Raw genomic sequence first — 4,329 nt, forward strand, 5'->3', positions numbered from 1 at the left:
CCCCTTCGCCACCAAGCCGCTGTGGCGCAACGGCGCGGAAGCCGCCAGCTACGCGAGCGGCGTCGGCGGCGATCCGGTGCCCCCCCACACCACGGTCGTCGTCGACCTCGCCACCGGCAACGTCGTTGACCGGCGCACCGGCAGCTTCGACTTCGAATGCCAGCACAAGGACAGCTACGACGGCTGGATCGACGCCTTCGACCGGGCGATGGAGAAGCGCGCCTACGACCGCTCCTTCATCAACCTCAGCTCGGGCTACGACAGCGGGGCCATCGACTGCGCGCTGAAGCGGCTCGGCATCGACTACAAGGCCTACTCAATCGCGGGACAGGAGAACCTGGAGTTGCTGCGCCGGCGCAATCCGGGCGGCCCCATCCTCACCATCGACGAGGACCTGATGGCCGAGTGGCGGGCCCACCTGCGGACCTATGCCGAGCCCTACACCTACCAGTTCGTGAACCCTGACGGCAGCCTGATCATCCACGACATGCTGGACGACGGCGCGACCGTCGGACTGGCCGCGATATACGCGCTGGCCAATCGCGACGGGCGCAAGGTCAACTACTCGGGCCAGGGCGCCGACGAAATCATGTCGGACTACTCGCAGTGGCCGCGTGCCTCGGAGCTGAACGGCATTTTCCCGCGCAAGCTCAAGCCGTGGCGCAACTTCTACGGCAACTACCAGCGGGCCTATCTGACCAAGGAAGAGCACGTCGCGGGCGCCTTCGGCATCGAGACTCGCTATCCCTTCCTCGATCGCGATGTCGTGCAGGAGTTCCTCTGGCTCTCGCCCGAGGCCAAGAACTGGCGCTACAAGGCCCCCCTGCATGCGTACCTAGAGCGCTACGGCTATCCTTTCGAGGCCGGCAAGAAGACGGGCTTCCTGGTGATTTAGGAAAAAGCACGGATGCCCGCCTCCACCGTCGCCGCCATCATCGCAACCTGCAACCGGGCAACTTACCTCGGCCAGGCGCTAGACAGCGTACTCGCCCAGTCGGCGCCGGCCGCGCAGGTGATCGTCGTGGACGACGGCTCGAGCGATGCCACCGGCGCGCTGCTGCAGTCCTACGGCGATCGCATCCGGGCGCTCCGCCAGGACAACGGCGGCAAGTCGACGGCCCTGAACCGGGCGCTGCCCCTGGTGACCAGCGACTATGTCTGGATCTTCGACGACGACGACATCGCACTGCTGCACAACATAGAGTCGCACCGCGCTGTCCTCGATGCCCATCCCAACCTCGGCTTCGTCTACTCGGGCTGTGAGGTCATCCGCGACGCCGCCGGCGGCGGCTACGAGCGGCACGGCCGTCTCGCCCTGCCCATGCCGCCCGACGATGAGATCTTCCCGCGCATGCTCGAGCAGAACTTCATGCAGCAGCAGGGCATGCTGGTGCGCACCGCCTGCTACCGCGCGGTCGGGCCGTTCAACGAAACGCTCGACCGCTCGCAGGACTATGAGATGAACCTGCGGCTGGCCCGCCGCTTCGCGGGCCATGGCCTCGACGCACCCAGCTTCCTGTTCCGCGAGCATGCCGGCGCGCGGGGCCGGCCCGGCCAGACCTTCGCCGCCCACCAGCGCAGCGAACGATGGGTGGCGTTCAGCCGTCAGATGCTGCCACGCCTGCACCGCGAGCTCTCGCTGGAAGAGTTCTTGCCGCGCAGCCAATCGGTCCCGCCGCTGGACGGCGCGCGCCGCCGCCGGGCGCTGCTGCAACGTGCCTGCATCATGGCGCGCTGCGGCCTTTGGCCAGAAGCCTTGCCCGACCTCGAGGAGGCGCTGCTCGGGCTCCTGCCGGACGTCCCGCTGTCCTCCAGGGAGGAGGACTTCTGCCAACGTATGCTCGGGATGTTCTTGCAGCGCGACCTTGCGATCGAAGGCCTGGTCGGCGAGGAGGACCACGCTCGGCGCTTCGCGTGCCTGCTCGCCCGGTCGCCTCACGCCTCGCCCCGCCGCCTCTTCGCGGCATTGCTGACGCGCTACGCCGAGGAGAGACTGCCGCTCGGAAAGAAGATCGAGTTCGCCACCCGGGCGCTCGCGCTGGCAACCGGGATGGATGACAGCCCGGCTCCCGTCGCCGACGTTGGGCTGGGGGTTTCGATATGACCTTTCGCTCAGACGGCTATGCCGTTTTCCCGGCCGGCCTGACCGATGAGGCCCTGCGAGGACTGCTGGCGCTCAGCCACCGTCACGAGGCGGCGTCGAGGCCGGGCGACGGCCGGACCTGGGGCGAGCGCCAGCTGCATGACGTGGCGACGCCGGCGCCGGCCGAGATGCTGACCGCCGCCGCCCGGGCGTGGATCGCCGGCCTGGGCTTCGCCGCACGGTGGCGGGACCTCGAGCCCGACATGGCACACCCGCAGCTCACCTATTCGTTCCAGGTCGCCAGTCCCGTCACGCTGGCGCTGCGCGAGCACACCGACGGCCTGTGGCCGCGCGACTCCGATCGCGTCGCGCGCTCCGAATTCCTGCTCGGCACGATCCTGGAGGACGTGCCGTCGCTCGCCCACGGTCCCTACGTTTGCTGGCCGGGCAGCCACCGCGAGGCCATCGACCATCTCGATGCACTGTCGGCCGACGACGTGGCCGACGGCTTTCGCACGCTGCCCGACGGCCGGGGCAGGCCGATGCCGATCCTTGGCCGCGCCGGAGACATCGTGGTCGCCCACCGCCTGCTGCGGCATGGCACGGCGCCGAGAGCATTCCCGGGTGTGCGGCGGATGGCCTTCTTTCGCCTCGGCCACCGGATGCTACCCGCCGGCACCCGCGTGCGCGACTCGGCCATGACGCAGCTCTAGCCGCATGCTCGCCGCCTATGATGGAGCGCTGCCGCATCCCCGGTCGAGCACGGCCGTGCAGGATGCGACCGGGCATTTCGTGGCCCCCGGCGAGGCGCAGGAAGGGCTCTACCGCTTCAACGCGCTGGGCTATCGCGGGCCGGACCTCGATCTCTCCGCCCCGCTCAAGGTCTTCGTCGCCGGCTGCAGCTACACGTTCGGCCAAGGCGTGCCATTCGAGCAGACCTGGCCCAGCCTGCTCACGCGGGCGCTCGCCGAGCGGCGGGGCATTCCCGCCGGGCGCGCCAGCCTCCAGAACTTCTCCCAGATCGGGACCTCCAACGAGTACATCACGCGCACGATCATCCGCCAGTGCGAACGGGTCCGTCCCGACCTCGCGATCATCGCCTTCACCCACCGAGAACGCACCGAGTACCTGGCGCCCAGCGTCACCCGGAACATCGGCCTGTGGGACCTCGACGGCGACGAGGCCCGGGCCGCGCCGGCGCTGCACCACTTCGACCTGTTCGACTCCCCCTCCTCCTCGCTCGAGCTGCTGAAGAGCATGCTGCTCGTGCAGGCGGCGATGAAGCGCCGCCGGATCCCCTACCTGATACTCTGGATGAACCGGACGGGACTGGACCAGCCGCCGGTTTCGGAGCATCCGCCGCTGCAGCGGCTGCGGGCCATGATCGATCCCGCCCGTCTGACTTCCCGGCATCTCCTCGAACCGGGCGTTCACGTCGATTCCAACCGGGACGACCGTCACCCGGGCCCGCTGTCGCACGCCAACCTGGCGCCCCTCCTGCTCGACGCGCTTGACCAGCCGGCGAGCGCTGCGACACCGGCTCCACCACCGTCGCCGCCGGCGCGCCGACGCGTGCTGGTTCTCGGCGACTTTCCTTCCTTCGCACCCGACGCGAGCGACTGCCCGGATGGCATATGCCGCTGCCGCGAGATGGCGGCGCGTCACCGGCTGGGCGAGGCGATCGTCGAGCGGCCGCTCGCCGACCAGGCCTCCAACGACCGCATCGCGCGGACGCTGCTCGAGGCCTGCCACCGCGAGCCGCCAGATTTCGTGTTCCTGGGCTTTTCCGCGCGGCACGGCCGCGAGCTCCTGCACGACGGAGCCCTCGTCGACCTGGGGCTCGAGGCGCGCCCGCCGCCGGGGCTCGCGCGGCTGACCGAGGCCTACCGACGGATGATCACGGACGAGCTGGAAGCCGCCAACGCCCTGCGCAACATCCTGCTCGCCCAGGACTTCCTCGAGGCGCGGCGCATCCCGTACCAGCTCTCGATCCCACCCGCGCTGCGCTGGCGGAACATGAGCGCGTCGGGCACGCATCCGGTGCTGCAGACCTACGCCGCCCTGGTCGATGCCACGGCCTTGTGCCGACGGCAGCCGCGCGATGAAGGGCCTGTCGTTCCGCCTCCCGACGACCCGTCGCGGCGCGGGCCGCTCGAAAGCACGCGCCAGCTCATCGCGCGCCTGCGGCAGCGGCTCGGCAGGTCGCGGTCGGAGGATCCCAACATCTACCCGATCTGGTGACGGAC

The 4,329-nt window shown here is 69.7% G+C and carries 4 protein-coding genes; all 4 read left to right on the plus strand.

Annotated features, from left to right (window positions below; all coding sequences use genetic code 11):
- Window positions 1-895 (plus strand): asparagine synthase-related protein (locus tag Q0C41_RS30110; RefSeq protein WP_291990505.1); only part of this gene is annotated, 895 nt, incomplete at its 5' end.
- Window positions 896-907: 12 nt separating this feature from the next.
- Window positions 908-2,104, plus strand: a complete 1,197-nt coding sequence (locus Q0C41_RS30115; protein WP_291990507.1) for a glycosyltransferase — start codon at window positions 908-910, stop codon at window positions 2,102-2,104.
- Complete coding sequence (locus Q0C41_RS30120; protein ID WP_291990509.1) at window positions 2,101-2,796, plus strand: phytanoyl-CoA dioxygenase family protein; 696 nt, start codon at window positions 2,101-2,103, stop codon at window positions 2,794-2,796. The genes Q0C41_RS30115 and Q0C41_RS30120 overlap by 4 nt, the downstream gene beginning before the upstream one ends.
- A 4-nt stretch (window positions 2,797-2,800) precedes the next feature.
- Window positions 2,801-4,324 carry a hypothetical protein gene (locus tag Q0C41_RS30125; protein WP_291990511.1) on the plus strand — a complete coding sequence of 508 codons (1,524 nt, stop codon included), beginning with the start codon at window positions 2,801-2,803 and terminating at the stop codon, window positions 4,322-4,324.
- Window positions 4,325-4,329 lie beyond the last annotated feature (5 nt).

This window comes from Luteitalea sp. (assembly GCF_022842525.1).
GTDB lineage: Bacteria > Acidobacteriota > Vicinamibacteria > Vicinamibacterales > Vicinamibacteraceae > Luteitalea.

Excerpts from the sequence above, each read along its gene's own strand:
- Q0C41_RS30115 (WP_291990507.1), top strand. The coding sequence starts at position 908 with ATGCCCGCCTCCACCGTCGCCGCCATCATCGCAACCTGCAACCGGGCA.
- Q0C41_RS30120 (WP_291990509.1), top strand. The coding sequence starts at position 2,101 with ATGACCTTTCGCTCAGACGGCTATGCCGTTTTCCCGGCCGGCCTGACC.
- Q0C41_RS30125 (WP_291990511.1), top strand. The coding sequence starts at position 2,801 with ATGCTCGCCGCCTATGATGGAGCGCTGCCGCATCCCCGGTCGAGCACG.